At 43.3% G+C, this 19967-nt stretch carries 17 protein-coding genes; 12 read left to right on the forward strand and 5 right to left on the reverse strand.

Features of this window, described 5'->3' with window-relative positions; all coding sequences use genetic code 11:
* Positions 1 to 56 precede the first annotated feature (56 nt).
* The 6 genes from dapE (at position 57) to purL (ending at position 7365) form a co-directional block, all read left to right on the forward strand.
* Positions 57 to 1214, forward strand: a complete 1158-nt coding sequence (gene dapE, locus KXV15_RS02655; RefSeq protein WP_240006612.1) for a succinyl-diaminopimelate desuccinylase — start codon at positions 57 to 59, stop codon at positions 1212 to 1214.
* Between the two features lie 11 nt (positions 1215 to 1225).
* Positions 1226 to 2032, forward strand: a complete 807-nt coding sequence (gene dapB, locus KXV15_RS02660; RefSeq protein WP_240006613.1) for a 4-hydroxy-tetrahydrodipicolinate reductase — start codon at positions 1226 to 1228, stop codon at positions 2030 to 2032.
* A 180-nt stretch (positions 2033 to 2212) separates the two neighbouring features.
* The gene (gene rpoH, locus KXV15_RS02665) at positions 2213 to 3112 is read left to right on the forward strand and encodes an RNA polymerase sigma factor RpoH (protein ID WP_240006614.1); all 900 of its coding nucleotides are present in this window, start codon (positions 2213 to 2215) and stop codon (positions 3110 to 3112) included.
* A 272-nt stretch (positions 3113 to 3384) separates the two neighbouring features.
* Positions 3385 to 4350 (forward strand): NAD-dependent epimerase/dehydratase family protein, encoded by a 966-nt coding sequence (locus KXV15_RS02670; RefSeq protein ID WP_240006615.1) that lies wholly within the window; start codon positions 3385 to 3387, stop codon positions 4348 to 4350.
* 101 nt (positions 4351 to 4451) lie between these two features.
* Entirely contained in the window at positions 4452 to 5093 is a 642-nt protein-coding gene (locus KXV15_RS02675; RefSeq protein ID WP_240006616.1) for a hypothetical protein, read from the forward strand.
* Positions 5094 to 5163: 70 nt separating this feature from the next.
* Positions 5164 to 7365 carry a phosphoribosylformylglycinamidine synthase subunit PurL gene (gene purL, locus KXV15_RS02680; RefSeq protein ID WP_240006617.1) on the forward strand — a complete coding sequence of 734 codons (2202 nt, stop codon included), beginning with the start codon at positions 5164 to 5166 and terminating at the stop codon, positions 7363 to 7365.
* 53 nt (positions 7366 to 7418) lie between these two features.
* Here purL and KXV15_RS02685 read toward each other — a convergent pair whose 3' ends face one another.
* Positions 7419 to 8006, reverse strand: a complete 588-nt coding sequence (locus KXV15_RS02685) for an ATP-dependent Clp protease proteolytic subunit (protein WP_240006618.1) — start codon at positions 8004 to 8006, stop codon at positions 7419 to 7421.
* A gap of 264 nt (positions 8007 to 8270) precedes the next feature.
* Here KXV15_RS02685 and KXV15_RS02690 point away from each other — a divergent pair, with 264 nt between their 5' ends.
* Positions 8271 to 9239, forward strand: a complete 969-nt coding sequence (locus tag KXV15_RS02690; protein WP_240006619.1) for an acetyl-CoA carboxylase carboxyltransferase subunit alpha — start codon at positions 8271 to 8273, stop codon at positions 9237 to 9239.
* A gap of 195 nt (positions 9240 to 9434) precedes the next feature.
* On the opposite strand, the gene KXV15_RS02695 is transcribed toward KXV15_RS02690, so the two are convergent.
* A complete protein-coding gene (locus KXV15_RS02695; RefSeq protein ID WP_240006620.1) occupies positions 9435 to 11189 on the reverse strand; it encodes a DUF885 domain-containing protein in 1755 nt (584 codons plus the stop codon).
* Between the two features lie 178 nt (positions 11190 to 11367).
* Between KXV15_RS02695 and trpS the strand changes: the two genes are divergently transcribed.
* From trpS to KXV15_RS02710, 3 genes are all read left to right on the forward strand, one after another.
* The gene (trpS, locus tag KXV15_RS02700; RefSeq protein WP_240006621.1) at positions 11368 to 12396 is read left to right on the forward strand and encodes a tryptophan--tRNA ligase; all 1029 of its coding nucleotides are present in this window, start codon (positions 11368 to 11370) and stop codon (positions 12394 to 12396) included.
* Positions 12397 to 12466: 70 nt separating this feature from the next.
* On the forward strand, positions 12467 to 13216 hold the full coding sequence (locus KXV15_RS02705) for an SDR family NAD(P)-dependent oxidoreductase (RefSeq protein WP_240006622.1): 750 nt from the start codon (positions 12467 to 12469) through the stop codon (positions 13214 to 13216).
* 120 nt (positions 13217 to 13336) lie between these two features.
* On the forward strand, positions 13337 to 14077 hold the full coding sequence (locus KXV15_RS02710) for a superoxide dismutase (RefSeq protein ID WP_476704307.1): 741 nt from the start codon (positions 13337 to 13339) through the stop codon (positions 14075 to 14077).
* A gap of 154 nt (positions 14078 to 14231) precedes the next feature.
* Here the strand turns inward: KXV15_RS02710 and secA are convergent, their stop codons facing one another.
* From secA to KXV15_RS02725, 3 genes are all read right to left on the reverse strand, one after another.
* Complete coding sequence (secA, locus tag KXV15_RS02715; RefSeq protein ID WP_240006623.1) at positions 14232 to 16988, reverse strand: preprotein translocase subunit SecA; 2757 nt, start codon at positions 16986 to 16988, stop codon at positions 14232 to 14234.
* 153 nt (positions 16989 to 17141) lie between these two features.
* Complete coding sequence (locus tag KXV15_RS02720) at positions 17142 to 18083, reverse strand: alpha/beta fold hydrolase (protein WP_240006624.1); 942 nt, start codon at positions 18081 to 18083, stop codon at positions 17142 to 17144.
* A 5-nt stretch (positions 18084 to 18088) separates the two neighbouring features.
* Positions 18089 to 18385, reverse strand: coding sequence for an SCP2 sterol-binding domain-containing protein (locus tag KXV15_RS02725; RefSeq protein WP_240006625.1), 297 nt, complete (start codon positions 18383 to 18385; stop codon positions 18089 to 18091).
* 195 nt (positions 18386 to 18580) lie between these two features.
* Between KXV15_RS02725 and KXV15_RS02730 the strand changes: the two genes are divergently transcribed.
* The gene (locus KXV15_RS02730) at positions 18581 to 19297 is read left to right on the forward strand and encodes an FkbM family methyltransferase (RefSeq protein ID WP_240006626.1); all 717 of its coding nucleotides are present in this window, start codon (positions 18581 to 18583) and stop codon (positions 19295 to 19297) included.
* Entirely contained in the window at positions 19294 to 19881 is a 588-nt protein-coding gene (locus KXV15_RS02735; RefSeq protein ID WP_240006627.1) for a glutathione S-transferase N-terminal domain-containing protein, read from the forward strand. Before KXV15_RS02730 ends, KXV15_RS02735 begins: the two co-directional genes overlap by 4 nt.
* The last annotated feature ends 86 nt before the right edge of the window (positions 19882 to 19967 follow it).

Here is a 19967-nt window from a genome sequence, read left to right on the forward strand (position 1 = left end):
TAATCTATGCAATTTCATTATATAGCGGGCAGATTATAACAAAAGAATTAGACTTAATGACAATGGCACCAAATAATATCGACCCCGTTAATTTCACAATTGATTTAATCAACTGCCCATCGGTAACACCAATCGAAGGCGGCGCACTTAATCTTTTAGAAGACGTTTTAAAGGATTTGGGTTTCAAAACCAAACGCTATGTTTTTGAAGATGTCGATAATCTTTATGCCCGCCTTGGTGATGCTTCACCAAATTTATGCTTTGCGGGGCATACCGATGTTGTGCCGACTGGTGATTTGAATAAATGGAATAATCCGCCTTTTGAAGCCAAAATAATTGATGGTGATTTATTTGGTCGCGGTGCGTGCGATATGAAAAGCGCAATTGCGGCATGGGTTGCGGCGGTTCAAAAATATTTAACAGAAATTGGCGCGCCCAAAGGCTCTATTTCTCTGCTAATAACTGGTGATGAAGAAGGGGCGGCAATTAATGGCACGCGCAAACTATTGCCGGCAATTGCCCAAGACGGTGAAAAAATAGATCATTGCATAGTTGGTGAGCCAACCTGCCCAGAGGTGTTGGGCGATATGATTAAAAATGGTCGCCGTGGGTCAATTAATTGCACCATTAATTCGCATGGCGTTCAAGGGCACGTTGCCTATCCAACACTGGCCAAAAACCCAATCCCGCCATTGGTTGAGGTTTTGCATCTTCTGCAAAGCAATAAATTAGACGATGGCGCAGAGGGTTTTCAACCTAGCAATCTTGAAATTGTAACGATTGATGTTGGCAATCCGGCAAGCAACGTTATCCCAGAGAATGCCACTGCGCGGTTTAATATTCGCTTTAACACTAATCATAGTGGCAATTCATTAAAACAATGGATTGAAAAGTCTTGTGACGATGTAAATGCCCGTATGAGTGCGGAATTAAAACCCGATATTGCCATTTCTGGTGAGCCATTTTTTACCAAGCCATGCCATTTTACCGATATAATTCAGGATGCCGCAAAGGAAATTACCGGATTAACCCCAGAATTATCGACCACTGGCGGCACATCTGATGCCCGCTTTATCAAGGATTATTGCCCAGTTGTTGAATTTGGTATTGTTGGTAAAACCTTGCATAAAATAAACGAAAATGTTGCGACCAAAGATATTTATGCTTTGCGCGATATTTATTATAAAATAATCGAAAAATATTTTAACTTATAATGGAGGTCACAATGCCAAAACCAATCGCAATCGCCGGGATTATGGGTGCAATGGGGCGCAATCTTGCTGCAATGGCTGCGGCGGATGGTCGTTTTATGTTGGTTGGCGGGACCGAGGCCCCGAATAGTGCCGCATTAAACAAGCACATTTCAGATGCTCTAAACCTCTTGAATGTAAGTGGTGAAATCTCTTCGGACATTACTGTTGCCGCAAAAAATGCAAAAGTCTTTATTGATTTTACGCGTCCCGCTGCGACCCTTGCCACTTTGGAGGCATTAAAAGCCACAGAATGTAAGGCCGTTGTTATCGGCACAACGGGTTTCAGCGAAGAAGAAAACAAAAAAATCAAAGCCTATGCCAAACATTTTGCCATTGTGAAAACAGGAAATTTTTCGCTGGGCGTAAATTTACTATCTGGCTTTGTTAAAAAAGCGGCGGCAGTTCTTGGTGAAGATTGGGACATTGAAATTATTGAGGCGCACCACCGCCGCAAGGTTGATGCACCGTCAGGCACAGCGATTCTTTTAGGTGAATCTGCGGCAGAGGGGCGTGGCAAACCATTATCAGAAATTCGCACCCCTGCCCGTGAAGGCATAACAGGCGCACGCGTTAAAGGCTCGATTGGATTTTCGGCAATTCGCGGTGGTGGCATTGTTGGCGAACACGATGTTCGGTTTGAATCAGAAACTGAAAGCCTGGTTTTATCGCACAAGGCATGGGACAGAAGCACTTTTGCAAAAGGTGCGCTAGAAGCCGCACTTTGGGTCGTCGATAAACCGCATGGATTATACGACATGCACGATGTGCTTGGATTATAGTATTCGCCGCACAAGTTTTTGTGCCTTTGCTTAAATTTAACGGCTTTTGCATGAAGTGTGCAGAAGCCGTTGTTTAATCGCCCACTGCACAAACATAATCATATCTTTATTTTTACCCCTTTTTTTTGCCTCATTTAATTCCTAAGTTGAATACTCATGAATTAAAGTTGCGGGAATAAAATGGCTAATAATACAACCTCTTTGACTCTTACCTTAGGTCCTGAACAGGGTTTGCAGCGTTATTTATCTGAAATCCGCAAGTTTCCAATGCTTGCCAAGGATGAGGAATACATGCTTGCAAGACGTTGGCGTGAACACGAAGATCCACAAGCTGCGGAACGCCTTGTGACATCGCATTTGCGTTTGGTGGCCAAAATGGCGATGGGTTATCGTGGTTATGGTTTACCAATGGCAGAGGTTATTTCCGAAGGTAATATCGGCCTTATGCAAGCGGTCAAGAAGTTTGACCCCGAAAAAGGTTTCCGCCTTGCAACCTATGCAATGTGGTGGATTCGCGCCTCTATTCAGGAATATGTATTGCGTACTTGGTCCCTTGTAAAAATGGGTACAACCGCCGCACAGAAAAAGCTGTTCTTTAATCTACGCCGTTTAAAAAATAAAATGCAGGCGGTTGAAGACGGTGATCTTCGTCCAGAACAACTTGAAGATATTTCAACTAAATTAGGCGTTTCTGAAGAAGAAGTTGTGAATATGAACCGCCGTATGTCTGGCCCAGATGCATCTTTGAACGTGCAAATTGGTGGCGAAGAGGGTGGCGCAGAATGGCAAGATTGGTTGGCATCAGATGAAGATTCACAAGAAACCGTCTTGGCACGCAATGAAGAATATGACGCACGCATGGAGCTTTTGACCACTGCAATGGCAAAACTTAATGAGCGTGAACAGAAAATTATTCGTGAACGCCGCCTAAAAGATAATCCAACAACTTTGGAAGATTTGGCCGAAGAGTTTCAGGTTTCACGTGAACGCATTCGCCAAATTGAGGTTCGCGCATTTGAAAAGCTACAAGATGCAATGCGCGAAATGGCGGCAGAGCGCGGATTAATAGAAACCGCATAACTCGCGCATTTATTTTATTTGCTCTTCGGTTTACGGAAAAGTCTGCAACTTTTCCTACCTCATCGTGCGCGAAATGGCGGCAGAGCGCGGATTAATAGAGACCGCATAATTCGCGCATTTATTTTATTTGCTCTTCGGTTTACGGAAAAGTCTGCAACTTTTCCTACCTCATCGTGCGCGAAATGGCGGCAGAACGCGGGCTGATAGAGACGGCTTAATCAAAACCATTAAGCCCTCTTATCAAAACCAATAAAATCCTCTATTTAAGCCAGATGAAAATTCTTGTAACCGGTGCGGCGGGTTTTATTGGTTCTTATGTTTCCCATTCATTGCTTGGCATGGGGCATGAGGTGACGGGTATTGATAATTTAAATGATTATTATGACCCGGCTTTAAAGGTTTCTCGCCTCGATAGTTTGCGCCCGCTTCAGGGTTTTGAATTTATCGAAATGGATCTGAATGAGATTAATTCCCGCAAGCCCGAACTTGGCGAATTTGAGATAATCATTCACCTTGCGGCACAAGCAGGCGTAAGATATTCCATTCAAAACCCATTTGCTTATGCTGATTCCAACCTTTCTGGGCATTTGCAGGTTTTGGAATTTGCGCGTGGTCATGCCCGCTCCCCGTTGGTGATTTATGCATCATCATCATCGGTTTACGGCAATAATTCTACCCCGCCATACAAAGAAACTGAATTTGTGAACAAGCCGGTTTCGCTTTATGCCGCCACCAAAATCGCGGGTGAGGCAATGTCTTATTCATATGCAAGTCTTTATGGCTTGCGGCAAATCGGCTTGCGGTTTTTTACCGTCTATGGCCCGTGGGGGCGCCCCGATATGGCGTATTGGGGCTTTAGTGATGCGATATTATCTGGCAAGCCAATAAAGGTTTTCAACAACGGCAAACTTCGCCGTGATTTTACCTATATTGACGATATTGTTGATGGCATAACCCGCATTGCAACACGCGGTGCGCATTTCGAAAATGTGCCGCACAAGGTCTATAATATCGGCAATAACAAGCCCGTCGAATTAATGACATTCATTGAAACCTTGGAAAGCGCATTGGGTAAAAAGGCAATCAAGGAATTTTTACCAATGCAAAAAGGCGATGTTTTTGAGACCTGTGCTGATATTGCGGCGATTTCCGATGATTACGGCTTTAAACCGACCACAGACATCAAGACAGGCCTGCAAAATTTCGCCGATTGGTTCTTGGGCTGGCGTGAACTATAATTCGTGCTTGTGTAAAAACTTGCATGCCTATTTAAAATAGTGTTGCGGTAAGGTGATTGCTGTGGCATCCATTGGTTGTATAACCAGTATGGAGGCGTGGCGTGGATTTTATTTTTCTTCCTTTTATTACAATGATGGTTCTTAATCCTGCGCCTGAAGCAAAGGTAACAGTTAATCAGGCTTCGAATCCTAAAGCTAATTCAATTAGTATTAAGCAGGATCTTAGCGAGCAGGAGAAAATGATTAGTGTTTACCGTAATGGTGAAGTAGTGGATTTTACAAAATCTGCGGGTCTTAACGCAAAAGAAATGGCTATGGTTGAAGAAGTGGCCGATGATGCAGTTGCTGCTTCACTTGGTTTGAAAAATCAGCACGATAAAGCATATTATAATAAATATGGTGACGCCTTAGCCGCGCTAACATTCTCAAGCAATGAAAAATTTCTTGATGGCGATTTAATTTCATTTAGATTATTCAATTGCGCTGATCCAAAAATAGAGGTTAGCAATATGGAAGGGCTTCCTTCTTTGGGTGGCGATTTTAAAATTCCGACAAAGGCAAATGGTGCATCAAAAGCCCTAGTTTCAGTGTTATATGAAGTTAAAAATACCAAGAACGATAATGGGCTATGTTGGCAGGCAAGTGTGAAACGCGATCTTGTTACAATTGGCAAGCTTAAAGAGCCTGTAAAATTTGACCCAAAAAAAGAGATGACGGAATTGGTTCTTTTACCAGTAAAATAATTCTGCGTTTATTTAATAAATTTCACGGCGATATGCTGACATTATTTCATAAATCCGCTATGGGCTGATTATGACAAATAACACCGAAATCACCCCCGAAATTATCGCTGAACACGGCATCAAGCCGGATGAGTATCAAATCATCCTCGACCGTCTTGGTCGTGCGCCGAATTTATTGGAACTTGGCATTTTCTCTGTCATGTGGTCGGAGCATTGTTCCTATAAATCATCACGCCGCCATTTGTCGAAATTTCCGGTTTCTGGACCATTGGTTATTCAGGGCCCTGGTGAGAATGCGGGTGTTATTGATATTGGTGATAATCAGGCCGCGATTTTCAAAATGGAATCGCATAACCACCCATCATTCATTGAACCATACCAGGGTGCGGCAACCGGTGTTGGCGGCATCATGCGCGATGTGTTTACAATGGGTGCGCGCCCTGTGGCGCTTGCCAATGCTTTGCGCTTTGGCGAAATGGAAAACCAGCACACAAAACGCCTTTTGAATGGCGTGGTTGCGGGTATTGGCGGTTATGGCAATTGTGTTGGGGTGCCAACTGTTTGCGGTGAAACCAATTTCCACGCATCTTATAACGGCAATATCCTTGTGAATGCGATGTGCGTTGGTTTAGCCGAGCAAGACAAGATTTTCTATTCACGCGGTGCCAAAGTTGGTTCGCCAATCGTTTATTTTGGTTCAAAAACTGGTCGTGATGGTATTCATGGTGCAACTATGGCATCGGCTGAATTTGATGTGGATTCGGATGAAAAGCGCCCAACTGTTCAGGTTGGTGACCCGTTCATGGAAAAATTGCTTATTGAGGCCACCCTTGAATTGATGCAAACCGATTGTATTGAGGCAATTCAGGATATGGGTGCTGCGGGCCTTACCTCTAGTTCTGTTGAAATGGCGGGCAAAGAAGGCCTTGGCATTGTTTTGAAAATGAATGATGTTCCGGTTCGCGAAACCCATATGACGCCATATGAAATGATGCTTTCCGAATCACAAGAACGTATGCTTGCCATCATTAAACCAGGGCAAGAACATATTGCCGAAGCAATCATGCAAAAATGGGATTTGGATTATGCGGTTATTGGCTATACCACCGATACCGGACGCATGGTTCTTGAGTTTGATGGTGAGGTTGTTTGCGACATTCCTGTTGGCCCATTGTCATCAGATGCACCAAACTATGATCGCCCTTGGGTTAAGCCCGAAGTTGAAAAACCAGTAACTGCGCGTGAAATCGGCGAATTGGGCGATTTGGGTGATGCGCTTTTAAAAATCCTTGCAAGCCCTGATATTTGTTCAAAACGTTGGATTTGGGAACAATATGACCGTCACGTTATGGCGGATACTTTGGCGGATTCTTCGCATGCTTCTGATGCTGCGCTTGTTCGCGTTCATGGCACAGACAAGGCATTGGCAATTACATGTGATTGCACCCCGCTTTATGTCAAAAACGACCCTTATGAAGGCGGTAAACAGGTTGTTGCCGAAAGCTATCGCAACATTATCGCAACTGGTGCAACCCCGATTGCAATTACCGATAATCTTAACTTTGGCTCACCAGAGCGCCCTGAAATCATGGGGCAGATTGTTATGGCAATCGAAGGCATGGCAGAAGCGTGTAAGGTTTTGGAATATCCGGTGGTTTCGGGCAACGTATCACTTTACAATGAGACAATGGGCACACCAATTTTGCCAACCCCTGTGGTCGGCGGTGTAGGCCTGATTAAAAATTATAATGATGCCATTGGGTATGGCGGCATTAATGAGGGTGACACCATTATCCTTATTGGCAATACCACTGATAATATGGGTGCGACCACTGCCATGAAAGTATTGGTTGGTCGTGAAGATGGTGCGCCGCCAAAAGTTGATTTGGTTTTGGAAAAACAGACTGGCGAAACCATTCTTGAGCTAAATGAAAAAGGTTTAATCGAAGCATGTCACGATTTGTCAAATGGTGGCTTGGCACTTGGCCTTGCGAAAATGACAATGGGCTCTGATATTGGTATTGTTGGTCAGGTGCAGGAAGATATTCCACTTAATGCCGCATTGTTTGCCGAAGATCAGGCGCGCTTCTTAATTGCCGTTGCCCCTGAAAATGAAGGTGCGGTGAACCAAATCCTATTTGATAAAGGACTTGCGTCACGCAAAATTGGGGTTGCCGCCGGCAATAGTCTTGAAATTGCTAAGGCATTCAAAATTCATAAAGACGATTTATGGAAAGCGTTTGAAGGCACATTAAAGGAATTTGTTGCTTAACAAAAAAAGCCCCCGAAAATATCGGGGGCTTTTTTAATTTAATGCTGTTTAGATTATTTGATTTCGTCTTTTGTTGAAACAATTTTTCCAACGAAATTATAATCGATTGCTTCTTGCGCGCTCATCCAATAGTCGCGGTCTGTATCGGCAACAATTCTTTCATAGGGTTGTCCGGTTGCTGCCGCGAAAATACGGTTTAGGCGTTCACGCATACGAATGATTTCGCGTGCCTGAATTTCCACATCAGATGCCATACCACCAACGCCGCCGCGTGGTTCATGCAAAAGGAAGCGGGTGTTTGGGGTGCAGAAACGGCGTTCAACCGGTGCCGCAGCAAAAATTAATGCGCCCGCAGATGCCGCCCAACCAGTTGCAAGAATATTCACAGGGGCAGATACGAATTTAATCATATCGTGAATCATATCACCGCTTTCAACGTGACCACCAGGTGAAGACAAAATAAGCAAAATTGGATCAGATGAAATTGCCGAAAGCGCAATCAAACGCTCGGTAACGCGGCGTGCCTGCGTATCATCAATTGCGCCCGTTAAAAGAATGGTACGGGAATCGAGTAATGCCTTTTCAAGCAAAGCAAGCGATGATTCCGGTGCTTTTGGGGTTTCTTCTTCATCAAGACGCATAAAAATTCTCCGAAAAACTCAAATATCTCTTTATTTAAGCCTTAAAGCTGTTGTTACAAGGTGTTCATACACGCCAATTCTTAACAAATGCAAATTTCACCTGCAAATTATGTGGATAAAGTTCTGTCACCAAGTGCGCAAAAATATTTATAAAATTTAAAACAGCGTTTAAAAGACAAAAAAATTTATTGGAAAAGGTCTGCAAATCTAAAAAGATTGCAATAAAGACTTGCTGAAACCTATTTTCCCGCTTAGTGAGGTTGCATGGTAAATACTGCAAATTTTCTGGATTTTGAAAAGCCACTTGTTGAGCTTGAAAAGAAAATCGATGAATTGACGGCTGCTGCGGCTGCTGGAACCGGCGCGAATGTGCGCGATGAAATCTCCAAACTTCGGGCGAAATCTAATAAAGCGCTCGCAGATTTATATGCCAACCTTGACCCTTGGAAAAAAACCAAGGTTGCCCGCCATCCTGATCGCCCGCATTATGTTGATTATGTGCGTTCTTTGGTAAAAGATTTTGTGCCGCTTGCGGGTGACAGAAATTTTGCCGACGATGAGGCAATTATGGGCGGTCTTGGCCGCTTTAAAGGTCGCAATTGTGTGATTATCGGCCATGAAAAAGGCAAAACCACTGACGAACGCCTAAAGCATAATTTTGGCATGGCGCGCCCCGAAGGTTATCGTAAGGCCATCCGCCTTATGGATATGGCGGAAAAATTTGGTCTTCCTGTAATTTCATTGGTTGATACCGCTGGTGCTTATCCCGGTCTTGATGCCGAAGAGCGCGGACAAGCTGAGGCAATTGCACGTTCAACTGAACGCTGTCTAACCCTTGGTGTGCCAATGGTTGCGGTTATTACCGGTGAAGGTGGTTCTGGTGGTGCGGTGGCGATTGCGTCTGCAAACTCTGTGCTAATGCTTGAAAACTCTATTTATTCGGTAATTTCACCCGAAGGTGCGGCATCAATCCTTTATCGTAGCAATGATAAAGCCAAAGATGCGGCAATTGGTATGAAAATCACTGCCCAAGATTTAAAAGGCCTTGGCGTTATTGATGAAATTATCCCTGAGCCATTGGGCGGCGCACATCGCCATTCTGATGCGGTTATTAAATCAGTTGGTGAAGCGGTTGATAAGGCATTAAAAGCTTTTGATGGAATGGATGCGGCGGCAATTAAGGCACATCGCCGTGAGCGATTCCTTAAAATCGGGCGTAGCTTACAGGCGTAAGAAATTCAAATCGTTACCTATATAAAAAGCCCTGCAATGCAGGGCTTTTTTATTATGATTTTGAAAATAAAGATGCCGCAACAAGTGCGGCATGACAAAATTCTTAATTCTTAATTCTTAATTCTTAATCGCTTCGCCCCCTCCGATTTGCTTTGCAAATCACCTCCCCCGCTTAGGGCAGGGGAGGAGATGGTTTTACCCCAACAAACTTGCCTTTGCATATTTCATTGGTGGTGAGCCAAATGCCAAAATACCATCATGGTATTTTTTAAGGTCGAAGTTTTTACCCATTTTCTTTTCATAAGCGGCGCGGGCGTCCAAATGCTCCATGAAGCCGACAAAATAGGTTGATAATTGGGTGTATGATAATTGTGCGCGCCGCCATTTGCCACGTGCCTCACTTTCTTCTTGGAAGGCGGTTTCGGTCAGAAGTTTCATCATTTCATCCTCTGTCATGCCCTCGCAATGGATTTTTTGATCAATAAGCGCGTTGGTGATGGTACGAAGTTGCACTTTTAACTGCACCAGTTTGTAAAGCGGGTCGTCGGCCTTAAAGCCCTGTTCAACCATCATGTTTTCGGCATAAACCGCCCAACCTTCTACAAATGAACCACTTGAAAGAATGGCGCGCAAAATTGATGGATAAGTATTGGCGTGGAAAATTTGCACATAATGCCCGGGCATTGCCTCATGCACGGCAATATCTTGAATACCGCGCAAACTATATTCTTTTAGGAATGAATCCGCTTGTTCTTTGCTCCAATCATCGGGAATTGGTGAAACCGCATAGAATGTTGGAAGGTTTTTGTCCAAAGGCCCGGGGCTGTCACAATATGCCACCGCATAGCCACGTTGGAACTCTGGCATTAAAATTACCTTCACGGGTCCATCAGGTAGGGTGATAAGGTCTTTCTCAATCACGAATTTACGCGCAACCTCGGTCATTGCGGTTGCAGTTTCAACTAGTGCGTTGCGCTCTGGCCGTGCTTCGGCTGCTTTGTTTATTGCGTTTTGAATTACTTTTTGAATTGTGTCTTCATCGGGTGTGGCAGGGATTGCACCCTCATAATAATTTTTTGCAATTTCAAACATTTGACCGCGCACGTATTTAATCCGATCAAGCGCTTTTTGTTTTATGTCTTCACGGGTTAAGTTTGATTGCAATACAAATTTAAGCTGTTTGTCAAAAACCTTTGCTCCAACCCTAAAATCACCCTTTGCAACGGGGACAAGGGTTTCATCAATCCATTTTTGGTGGGCATCAACTTCTTGATTATATTTGGCAATGATCGCCTTTAATTCTTCTTGTTCAGATGGCGCAAGGTTTTTTAATTCAGGAATAATCATTTCATCAATGATTGATTTTAAACCTTTGTTTTGTGCGGAATAGGTTATTGCATAAGGGGTTGGAACTTTCGCGGGTTTAATATTTGCGCGAACGGCGGCAAATAATGCGGGGGATTTTTTCATTCTTTCGCCGGCGGCAAGTAGGCGAAGGCGAATTGGCGCAAAATCACGCGCCATCAGGTTATAAATCGCGCTTCCAATCACGTTTTGGTAATAAAGTGGGTTCCATTCCCATTCTTTAAGGGTTTCAATATTCCAAATTTGTGATTTCAAAGAATTGACCAATAAATTATAATCAATTGCCACTGGTTTCGATAATGCCTTGCGGTTTATTTTCTCAAGCTTGGCAAGGAAGGTCTTTGCCTTTTGTGCGCTGCCTTGAATTGCTTGAATACCAAGGTCATCAACCATTTCATCATAATCATGTTTGCCAATTTGGGTCGCAGAAACGGGGGAGGATTTCAACATATCCTCAAGCCAATCCTTGGCAGTTTCGCCGAATAAATTATCAATTACATTGTCACTTTCTGCGGCATTGGCAAATAGTGGCAATGCCAGAATTGAACCAAGACCAAAATTTAATGCGCGGCGTGAAATTATCATTTGGAAACCTCTTTTATATTTCCCTTTGAAGCTGTTAATATTATCATATGGCTTTCAAGGGGCGGCTTGTTGTAATTGCAGATTATCGCAAAAACCTTTCCTGACAATAGCTTAAAATCATATTTGCGTTTATTCAAAAAAACTTCTAAACAGACCTCGCAAATTAAAGAGAAATCAAATGTCTGAAGAACAAGAAAAACCAAAACGCCCGCAACGTATTTTTTCCGGTGTGCAACCAACTGCAAACATTCACCTTGGTAATTATCTGGGCGCGATTAAGCGTTTCGTGCCTTTACAATATGAAATGGAATCAATTTTCTGTGTGGTTGATATGCACGCGATTACCGTGCCACAAGATCCAAAAAAACTTGTGCTACAAACCCGCGAAGTGGCGGCGGCGTATTTGGCGGCGGGTATTGACCCTGAAAAAAGTATCGTATTTGTCCAATCAAATGTTTCTGCCCATGCCGAACTTGCATGGATTTTAAATTGCGTGGCGCGTATGGGTTGGATGGAACGCATGACCCAATTTAAAGACAAGGCGGGCGAAAATTCAGAACGCGTGTCATTGGGTTTATTTGCGTATCCTGCGCTTATGGCGGCGGATATTTTGGCATATCATGCGACCCATGTTCCAGTTGGCGAAGATCAAAAACAGCATTTGGAATTGGCGCGCGACGTTGCGGCAAAATTCAATAATGATTTTAAAGCAAAGGGCTTTTTCCCGCTTCCTGAACCATTGATTGGTAAAGAGGCGGCACGCGTAATGAACCTTCAAGATGGTTCAAAGAAAATGTCAAAATCGGACCCTGCGGAACTTTCACGCATCAATCTTACCGATGATGCCGATACAATTTCCAAGAAATTCAAAAAGGCGCGCACCGACCAATTCCCAATGCCTGAAACAATGGATGAATTAAAAGCCCGCCCTGAGGTTGACAATTTGGTGGGGATTTATGCCGCCCTTGCAGAGACTACAAAAGAGGCTGTGGTGGCCGAATTTGCGGGCGCTGGCTTTGGATTGTTCAAACCAAAACTTGCGGATTTGGCGGTGGAAAAACTTGCACCTGTAAACGCCAAAATGCGCGATTATATGGATAACCATGACCATATCGACAAAATCCTTAGAGAAGGTGCGGAGCGTGCAAATGCAATCGCCGCTCCAATCTTGAAAAAGACTAAGGAATTAGTTGGTTTCTTTAGCTAATTTTTATTTTTTCTTCACAATCTTGCCCTAAATTCCCGATATCTTTAGTCAACAATAAAGGAGACTAAAGATGTCACAAGATTTTGAAGGCAAAGTTGCAATTGTAACCGGTGGTGGCTCGGGCATTGGGGCGGCGGTTGTTCGCGAATTACATTCGCGCGGTGCAAAGATTGTCATTGGTGATTACAAGATCGAAGGCGCAAACCATATTGCTGCCGAACTTGGTGACAAAGTCAAAGTTTTCAAAGTTGATGTTTCGGATGCCGCACAAGTTAAGGCAATGGTTGATTTTGCCGTTAAAGAATTTGGACACCTTAATTTAGCGGTTAATAACGCCGGTATCGGTGGTGAAGCAAACCCCATTGCAGACCTAAGTGTGGATGGTTGGTTACAAGTTATCAATACTAATTTGAATGGCGTATTTTACGGAACCAAATACGAAATTGCCGAAATGTTAAAACATGGCGGTGGTGCGATTGTTAATATGGCGTCGATTTTAGGTTCGGTTGGTTTTGCCAATTCTGCGGCATATGTTGCCGCAAAACATGGCGTTGTAGGTTTAACCAAAAATGCGGCACTTGAATATTCGCACAAGGGCGTGCGTATTAATGCGATTGGGCCAGGGTTCATTAAAACCCCACTTCTTGACGGCATTGGCAATGATGAGGTTTTGAACGCTGCACTTGTGCCACTTCATCCAATCGGCAGATTGGGGACACCTGAAGAAGTATCGGCACTTGTGTGTTTCTTACTATCTGATGCCGCAAGTTTCATCACAGGTTCTTATCACCTCGTGGATGGGGCATATACAGCAAAATAATCTCCACTTAACCCCGCCATTAATTAATATGACGGGGTTTTCATTTTGAACCAATGTCTTTGCGATTGGCTTCTAGCCTTGCAGTGGAAAATTCTTTTAGGATAAATATTAGGTATGATAATGAGAAACAATATAAAACTATTTTCGACCAGTATCTTGGCAATTGCGACCGTTTTCTTAATTCCGGTTTGTGCTAATGCGCAGCAGAATAATGCTCCCAAGGCAATTGATGCACCAATGAGCGCCTTTACATTGGCGCCATTGCCATATGCTTATGACGCGCTTGAACCCGCTATTGATACACAAACTATGACAATTCACCATGATAAACACCACCAAGCCTATGTTGATAATCTTAATAAGGCAATTGCTGCCAATCCTGCGCTTGGTGGGCAAAGCCTTGATCAATTAATTGTCAAAGCAGGAACTTTACCGCCAGCAGTTCGCAATAATGCGGGCGGTCATTGGAACCATACTTTTTTCTGGGACAGTATGGCACCAGTCGCAAAATCTGGCACACCTTCACCGGCGCTGAATGCGGCAATTATCAGCAGCTTTGGAAGTATGGATAACTTTAAAGCAGAATTTAAAAAAGCTGGACTTGGTCGTTTCGGTTCTGGTTGGGTTTGGTTGATTGTCGGCGCTGATGGCAAACTTGCAATTACTTCGACCCCAAATCAGGATAACCCATTGATGGACATTGCCGAGGTAAAAGGCACACCTCTGCTTGGCAATGATATGTGGGAACATGCCTATTATCTGAAATATCAAAACAAACGTGGTGATTATATTGATGCTTGGTGGCAAGTGGTAAATTGGGACGCCGTTTCAAAACGTTATGCGAGCGTAACGAAAAAATAAAGCAATTTGCGGGTGGGCAAACGCCCACCATATCGCATGTTTTTATTTTTTGCTTTTTCCGTAAACCGAAGAGCAAGTAAAGTTCGTGCGGGAAGTGCCCCATCCGTCAGCTTCGATGACACCTCCCTCGCTGCGCAAGGGAGGAGAAGTGGGTTTAGGCTATTTTACCGTGGCAATGTTTGAATTTTTTACCACTTCCGCAAGGACAGTCGGCATTCCGCGGGGTATTAAGCCAGCTTCTTGGCATATCGCCCATTGGTGATGGCACAAGGTCATCTGCATCATCGCCCATTTCATCAAGATCGGTATCTGGGCGTGGGTGTGACGCTTTAATATCTGATGGATTGATGAAACCTTCACCAAACTGGGAAATATCCGCACCTTCGATTAAGCCAGGGCTAACTTCTTGTGGTGGGCGTTGCATTATTTGTAGGTTTTGCAGGATTGAAACCACGTCATTGCGCAATTCTTCGCGCATGGTTTCAAACAATGTAAAGCCTTCGGTTTTGTATTCAATCAACGGGTCGCGCTGTCCATAACCACGAAGGTGAATAACTGAACGTAGGTGATCAACAGTTACAAGGTGTTCACGCCATTTTGCATCAATGGTTTGTAGCAATACTTGCTTTTCAACATCGCGTGCTTGATCCGCGCCAATAACCGCAACTTTTTCGGCCCAAAGCTTTTCTGCGGCTTCGATAATGCGTTTTTTAATATCATTATCGTCAACACCTTCTTCGGAAATCCATTCTTTAAGCGGTAAGTCAACACCAAGGCCAGATTTAACCGCCTCATGAAGGCCATCACCGTTCCATTGTTCTGGCAATAGTTTTGGCGGCATAAAGCGGGCGCACAAATCTTCGATAACTTCTTCACGCATAAAGGCGATGGTTTCTTCAACATCATCATCACGCATGAATTCTTTGCGTTCTTCAAAAATTTGCTTACGTTGATCGTTGATAACGTCATCATATTTCAAAAGATTTTTACGAATGTCAAAGTTACGGGCCTCAACGCGTTTTTGCGCGATTTCCATCGCTTTGTTCATCATACGCTCTTCAATTGGTTCATCTTCTGGGATGTTCATTGAAGACATAAGGTTTTTAAATTTATCGCCACCGAAAATACGCAATAAATCGTCTTCGGTTGACAAATAGAAACGTGAACGACCAGGGTCACCTTGGCGACCGGTACGACCACGAAGCTGGTTATCAATACGGCGGCTTTCGTGACGCTCTGTACCCAAAACATAAAGGCCACCTAAATCAAGTGCTTTTTGTTTTGCCTTTTCAATTTCAGGAACGATTTCAGATTTTAATTTTTCGATTTCTTCATGGGTCATTTCACGACCCCACGCAGCCTCACGTTCGCGTTGCTTTTTGGCAAGGCGCATTTCAAAGTTACCGCCAAGCTGAATATCCGTACCGCGACCCGCCATGTTGGTTGCGATTGTTACCGCACCCGGAACACCGGCATCTGCGATAATTTCCGCCTCTTGTTCGTGATAACGGGCGTTAAGAACGTTGTGTGGAATTTTTTTCTTTTTCAAAAGTTCAGAAATAACTTCTGATTTTTCAATTGATGCCGTACCAACCAATATTGGTTGACCTTTTGCATGGGTTTCCTCGATGTCGCGAACAATTGCGCGGTGTTTTGCATCTTCGGTTTGGAATACTAGGTCGTTATCATCAATACGTTGTACTGGGCGATTGGTTGGAATTTCAACAACCGAAAGCCCGTAAATAGATTCAAATTCTGCCGCCTCAGTCTGTGCGGTACCGGTCATGCCGGCAAGTTTTGAATAAAGACGGAAATAGTTTTGGAATGTAATCGATGCAAGGGTTTGGTTTTCCGGTTGAATGTCGGCACCTTCTTTGGCTTCGATTGCTTGGTGTAAGCCTTCCGAAAGACGACGGCCGGTCATCATACGACCGGTAAATTCGTCGATAAGAATTACTTCACCATCTTTAACGATATAGTCTTTATCACGTTGGAATAATACGTGGGCCTTAAGCGCCTGATTCACGTGGTGAACGGTTGACGTATTGGCAACTTCATACAATGAACCTTGGAGTAGGCCATGTTGAACCAACAATTCTTCAATATGTTCGGAACCTTGTTCAGTGAATACAGCAGTACGCTGTTTTTCGTCATGCTCATAATCAGATTTATCGAGAAGATAGATTAATTCATCAACTTTGCGATAAAAATCAGAACGGTCATCGGTTGGACCAGAAATAATTAGCGGGGTACGTGCCTCGTCAACAAGGATAGAGTCAACCTCATCGACAATTGCGAAATGGTGTCCGCGCTGTGCCATTTCATCAAGGCTATATTTCAAATTATCACGCAGATAATCAAAACCTAATTCATTATTGGTTGCATAGGTAATATCGCAATTATATGCCGCACGGCGTTCGCTATCACGTAAATCAGGGACGATGATGCCAGTTGAAAGACCCAAGAAGCCATAAACTTGACCCATCCATGATGCGTCACGTCTTGCAAGGTAATCGTTTACGGTTACGACATGCGCGCCTTTACCTTCTAGTGCATTCAAATAAACAGGTGCAGTCGCCACAAGGGTTTTACCCTCACCAGTACGCATTTCAGCAATTGAGCCAGAGTTCAAAACCATGCCGCCAACAAGCTGCACATCATAGTGGCGTTGACCAAGCGCACGTTTCGAAGCTTCGCGAACAACTGCAAATGCCTCATCAAGGATATCGTCTAACTTTGCGCCGTTTTCCAATTTTTGCTTGAATTCAGCAGTCTTGGCGGCAAGTGCGGCATCAGAAAGTTTGGAAATTTCTGCCTCTAGCGGGTTAATGCGTTGTTGAACGCGTTGCATAAGGGATTTTACTTTGCGATCGTTAGAAGATCCAAAAATTTTAGTAATGGCATTAAGCATGATGTTTTCTTTGCTATATGAATTTTGCGCTTAAATGGCGTATTTATTGTTAATTTGCAAGTTTAAGCATAAGTTTGTTGCCCGAAACTCGTAACATAAAGCAGTTAATTACCTTTTCCCCGAGTTCAATGGGGTTTTTAAAGAATATGCAGTTTAATTGCTTTTCATAAATTCATCGAAATATTGCCAGAATTTTTGCCGATATTCTTCTTTTTCGACCATTATTTCGTGCATCGCGCCATCAATTCGGACTAGGCGGGCGTCAGGAAGATCTGTGGCAATTCGATTTTGGGCATCGTTATCGACAATTAATTCTTCACCGGCCTGATAAATCAAAACTGGCATTTTGACCTTTTCCAATTTTTCTTTGGTAAAACCTGCCATCATTTGAAAAGATTTATTTATCCACTGATTGGTTGGGCCACCCAATTGCAAACGAGGCTCGGAAAGCATTAATGACGAATTGCGCCGAAAATTATGCGGTGAGTGAGTTACGTCAGAGGTTGAAAAAGGTTGCGGTGACCAAATATGGCGTGTTCCCATTGCGGTCTTTTTACGCATTCCAAGGGCGCATACTGCCGCCGATAATTGGCGGGCAAATGGAAGTGGTTTTAACCACCACATAGGCGCATTAAAAATAGCGGCCTTTAACGTTGGGATATAATCTTGCAACAAAATATGCATTGCAATCATGCCGCCCATTGAATGGCTTAGCATGTATAAAGGCTCTGGAAGGCGATCACGAAGTTTTAAAAATGCTGCTTGAATATGTATTGCCGCATTATCAAAACTATCAATATGACCAAGCATTTTGTCATCTAATAACCTATCAGACATTGCTTGCCCGCGATTATCAACAATTAGAACATTAAAACCGCGGTCATTTAATTCTGTGATGGTTTTTGCATATTTTTCAATATATTCGGTACGACCAGGGATAACAATGAATGAACCTTTAGGGATTTGCCTAGTTGGGACAAAGGCAACCCGCATTTTAACTATTTGCCCGTTTTCATTATTTGGCGGTCCATCGACCCAATAAATTTCTGGGTTGTTTAATTGTGCCGTAAGTTCATCAATCAGAAAATCTTGCATTTTTATCACGATAAGAAGGATTGCAATTTCATGGCTGCGCCAATGTCACCATCAATTTTTAATTTCCCGCCCATAAATGCCGCCATTGGGTTTAGATTACCTTTTGCAAGGTCAAGGAAATCAGGAATGCTTATGCTAAGGGTGCAATCAGCCTCTTTATCATCGTTGGAAACTTTGTTTCCATCTGTTCCATCGATAAAAATAATGCCGGCATCAACAAGATTAAGTTTGAATTTTACACCAATTGGGGCATGTGCTTTTGCCTTGGTATCTATTTTTGCTGTTAATTCCTGTAAATTCATGCTTTCATCTCGTACCAGAAAAGAATATTCTAAAGTAAAGAATAATCTATGAATATGAATAATCTTATATTCAATATAAAATCAACTTAATCAGATGTGAAAATGCAAAATTTCGGATATTTCGCTCCCACAAAATTTCAATTATCTCTCATAAATTGGTCACGTGACAATGATGCGAAGGGTGGGGCAAAAATCGTGGCATCAATTGCCCGTCGCCTTACAATGCGTTTAAAGCAACCGCCATATGATTTGGAAACTTTTGGCGTTAAAATGCGCCTCGACCCCAGCCGCAATATTGCGGAGAAACGCCTTGTGTTTTCGCCCAATCGTTTTGACTTTAAAGAGCGTGAGATTTTGTCAGAAACGCTTGTCGATGGTGACGTGTTTGTTGATATTGGCGCAAATATTGGTGGCTATTCGATGTGGGCGGCAAAGTTTGTTGGCTCTGGCAAAGTTATTGCCCTTGAGCCACAGCCAAAAGTTTTTGCCCGCCTTAAGACCAATGCAGACTTAAACCCTGAATTTAATATAATTCCATTGCAAATTGCCGCCGGTGCCGATGATTCGAAAATGATGATGTCGATTTCCGCCGCCAATGATGGTGAGGCTTCTTTGCAGCGCTTGGGACAAGGCGGTGGTTTTGTTGAGGTTGATGTTAAACCATTGCTCGACATATTACGTTCGCAAAACATTACTAAGGTAAAAGCGTTTAAAATTGACGTTGAAGGTTTTGAGGAAAGTGTATTGCTACCATTTTTCAAAACTGCACCCAAAAGCATGTTCCCACAATTAATCATTCTTGAGCGTGGTGACGGTGATTGGGAAACCGATTTGAAACAAAGCTTGATTGGTTTTGGCTATAAAGTCGCCCAAACCCTGCGTATGAATTATGTGATGGAACTTGTTAAATGAAATTATTCTATGCCCCTGCATCGCCCTTTGCCCGTAAATGCAGAATAGTTGCTTTTGAAACCGGACTTTCCGATAAATTAGAGCTTGTGAATGCGCCGCCATCAGAAAACCCGCCTGAATTAATCGCTGTAAACCCAATTGTACAAATTCCAACATTGATTTTAGAAGATGGGCGTTCGGTTATTGGTTCGGATATGATTTGCTCTTATTTAATTGCAATGTCGGGTAATAAATCGCTTTATTCTGATGATTTGGGTCTTGAAGAACGCCGACTTGAAGTTTTTGCCGATGGCGCGTCCGAGGTTGCGGTTAAGTTACGCTATGAATTAATCCGCCCAATTGAAAAGCAATTTACCGATAATATTACCCGCCTACAAAACCATGTTAAACGTGCGTTGGAATTTCTTGATAGTGAAGTAAATCCAGATGCTTATAATCTTGGAACAATTGCCACACTTTGCGCGATTGATTACAATGATTTGCGTCACCCTGATTTAACCGCAACCATCAATATTCCCAATCTCCGGTCATTACAGAAAAATATGGCGGCAAAAGAAATTGTAAAAACCACCGCCCCGCAATAGGTGTTTTTTGCCCTCTCCCCTGCGACAAAGTACTACGACCAAAGTCGTAGATTTGTTAACTAAATTGCATTAATGGGTCTGTTTTA

The organism is Pseudaquidulcibacter saccharophilus, from assembly GCF_019455445.1.
GTDB lineage: Bacteria > Pseudomonadota > Alphaproteobacteria > Caulobacterales > Aquidulcibacteraceae > Pseudaquidulcibacter > Pseudaquidulcibacter saccharophilus.